We start from the raw sequence: 3,457 nt of genomic DNA on the forward strand, positions 1-3,457 counted from the left end.
CCTGAATACCGAATCGCTCGAGTCCATTATGAAAAAAGGAATAAGTACACCCATAAACCGTCATATCAACTAATAGCTCATCACCTGGGTTCATTAGAGACCAAAAAGTCGATGTAATGGCTCCCATTCCTGACGAAAATACAATCGCTGCTTCACCTTCTTCTAAATCAGCGAGCCTTTTTTCTAACAAATCTAGCGTAGGATTATTAATTCTTGTGTAAATATACCCTTCTTTCTCACCACTGAAACAGGCGGCTCCCTCTTCCGCACTGCTAAATGAATAAGTTGAGGTTTGATATATAGGCGGAACCAACGCCCCTTTGTTTTCACGCTGGTCATAAAAACTGTGTATTATTCGAGTATCAAAAGCATTCCTCTGATTTAAGCTCATACCACTCTCCTAAAAAATTACTTCTCATTGGATTGAGGTATCCTAGAACCCATAATCTGCAACGTTCTTAATAGGATACTAATCCCCCGTAAAGTATTTGGATCTTTTAACAAGCTATAAACTGAACGAAAATTATGCGTTTTATCATCATATATCGCCTCCATCTTAGCCATGTTATATGCCGTTCCTAGCTCCCAAACTGGCGTTAACGTGTCTTCGAATGAATTGGATAATTTTTCAACCGTACCTAAATCAAGAATATCAACAAGGTCAGAAACTAAAGAAAGTAGATCAACGATATTATCTAAGCGTTTTAAATGCAGCAGTGGTGATATTTTCTCGGCGAAATGATCTACAGACTCTGAATTAAGTAGCTCAATAAGTTTGGAGTGCGTATTTTCATTTGACATGATAATTACCCTCTTACACTAAACCACGGATAGCAGCCCAATAAAGACCTCTATTGAAACTATTTCTGAGTAGTCCTCCCACCTTAGTTGCAGGTATTGGGATAACATCATGTTTATAGTCATACTGTAATGGCATACCTGCATTTAATCCCATTTGAGCAACGGCTTGTACACGCCCATCATAAATAGCCGCAGGATAACCATAAGTTAATTCACCAAAAATATTATCAGCAATAATCCCAGCTTGGTTATGACAGCTCCCTCCTGCTTTACTGATAGGCAAATCAACGGTATCACCGATTACATACACTCCATCTGTGCCGTAGACTTGCATGGTTTCATGATCTGTTGGGAGCCAGCCTTCACCATTATTGTGCTCACTTAAGCCTGTATTAATCACAGCTTCAACAGCTGTAATTGGCGGAGTGCTAATTAAAATATCAAAAGGCTGCTCATCACCTTCTTGTGAATAAGCGACTTTCTTGTCTGGATCTACTTTACTTAATGTAAAACCTCGTTGAGCTTTAATATTTTTTATATTAAAAATCTCAGGGATAGCTTCACAAACAGGTTGTTGAAGGAAAAGGCAATTACGTAATAATTGAGAAACTGTCGGGTAGGTGTATACAATTTCAATATTGTCTCTTACACGACGTTTACGTAAAAATTCATCTAACATCAATGTCGTTTCCATTGGTGCAATACCACATTGATGAGGAACATTTGGCGTTTCAGGAAATGATACGGTGATAAAGATCCTACCTTTTTCAATTTTTGATAATTGATCTGCTAACTTTCTTGCTGGCTCATAAGAATAGAAGTGGTTACCTATTTCTTTTAACCCTTCTATTCTATCTGGCCTAGGAACACATCCTGTCGCGATAACTAAGTAATCATAATTTAAAGTCTTACCACTATTTGACTTTAGTTCTTTATTTTTAAAGTCAAAGGACTCAATTTTATCAATCACTAAATTAATTTCGGGCCGTAATAACGATCGTTCATGGCGACTTAACTCCTCTTTAAAGAATAAGTTAAATGCAACATACATAAAAGCTGGTTTATAATAATGAGTAGGGTTATCAGTCACTAATGTTATTTTTATTTTTTTAGAAAAAATATCCTTATTAAGTTTCCTTGCAAGGATATTCGCTAACATTGTACCACCTGTACCACCACCGACTATGACGATATGCTTCATACTTTAACCCACCTATTATTTAAGTTGTGTTAAATCGTTATCATATAGATATATAAATATAGTTTAATTTAATTAATTCGCCATACATTTAATTAATAATTAATATTCATCCACCAAATAAAACTAATTACATTCAGTGAATTATCATTAAATAAAAATAAGCAAGATTATAGTTATCTTTATTTTTAATTACCGAATGAAAATAATAACATTCATTTTAAGACTAACTTATTTATACAGCCTAATAATAAATATTTGTTTTTAGCCAAATAAACATTATCTGCAACTGACATATCGATAATGTTTATCGTAAGAGCAGAATAACTATAAATGGCTTTTTAAGTATGAAATTACTAATAGGTAGGTACTCAAATAATTTTTATACTAAGTCAAACTGAGTAATAATTGGGTTATGATCTGATGCATCTGTGTTTGTGACATAACAATCTTTCACTTTTAAGCCTCTATAAAAGAGATAATCTAAAGGCCGTCCAAACGCTTTAGTGCGCTGATCAATATCATAGTTAACCTCTTTAAGCCCCACGCTTCTAACAAAGCGTTTTAAGGCGTTAACCCTTTGGCGGCTCCACGCATTAAAATCTCCAGCCAAAAGTACAGGGCCAACGTGTTTCGATATATGCTCACCTAATTTACTTAATTGCCTTGTATAAACATCAACACCAAAACTAAAGTTTATGGCATGCACATTTGCAACCATCAAATGCTCCCCATTAGGCAAGGGATAAACTGTTATCAATGCCGATTTTGCTAAACGCAATAACGGCTCTTTTTCGCGTAGCGGGCAACAGTAGATAGGATGAGCAGTTGCTAATGTCATTACGCCAGCAGGATGCTGAGAAAAAGGCAACGCGGGCACTTGATCTGCTATCAGTTTGTGGGAGGCTGCGAATGAAATAAGCTCAGGCGACATTTGAGCTTCTTGAAGTAGAATCAGTTTTTTATCTTTAACTAACTCATTAAGGACCTTTTTCCAGTTAGGTCGCTGTTGCTTATAAATATTCCATGTCACAACATCTAAGGTTTCTCCCGCCGCAAATAGGGGAAGCCCCACGGGTAATGATTCTCCTAACATATGTACAGGCATTGGCTGAATACGTTTAGCGGGTTGACCTGCAATATATCTGACAGAATAGGTTCTTTTCGCCACGTTTCTGATCCCTACAAAATTAGAAGTTAAAAGCATTTTAGCAATTTTATAAACCATATGGCTTGTAGTATATCAAACCTACCCTGTTATATCTTATGTAGTTAAGGCTAAACTCCACTGATAATTATCTGTTCATTAACCATTTCTGAATTATTCATAGCATTTTGCAAGCATCAAACACATGGTTTGCGCTAAGCAAGTTCATAATCTATTGAAGAAATGTAGTATGCAGGAAGAGGTTAAAGCACAGATAAAAAAAGCCCCGTGAGTTATCTCACGGGGCTTGA

Annotated in this window: 4 protein-coding genes; all 4 read right to left on the reverse strand. The window is 36.0% G+C overall.

Annotated features, from left to right (window positions below; translation table 11 throughout):
- Nucleotides 1–391 (reverse strand): PLP-dependent transferase (locus PR833_RS20130; RefSeq protein ID WP_272526473.1); only part of this gene is annotated, 391 nt, incomplete at its 3' end.
- Nucleotides 392–408: 17 nt separating this feature from the next.
- Nucleotides 409–801, reverse strand: a complete 393-nt coding sequence (locus tag PR833_RS20135; RefSeq protein WP_014656645.1) for a hypothetical protein — start codon at nucleotides 799–801, stop codon at nucleotides 409–411.
- Nucleotides 802–814: 13 nt separating this feature from the next.
- Entirely contained in the window at nucleotides 815–2,002 is a 1,188-nt protein-coding gene (locus tag PR833_RS20140; protein WP_004916265.1) for an NAD(P)/FAD-dependent oxidoreductase, read from the reverse strand.
- Nucleotides 2,003–2,381: 379 nt separating this feature from the next.
- Nucleotides 2,382–3,170 (reverse strand): endonuclease/exonuclease/phosphatase family protein, encoded by a 789-nt coding sequence (locus tag PR833_RS20145; protein ID WP_172593507.1) that lies wholly within the window; start codon nucleotides 3,168–3,170, stop codon nucleotides 2,382–2,384.
- Nucleotides 3,171–3,457 lie beyond the last annotated feature (287 nt).

The sequence above is a fragment of the Providencia sp. PROV189 genome (genome assembly GCF_028480065.1).
Classification (GTDB): Bacteria; Pseudomonadota; Gammaproteobacteria; order Enterobacterales; family Enterobacteriaceae; genus Providencia; species Providencia stuartii.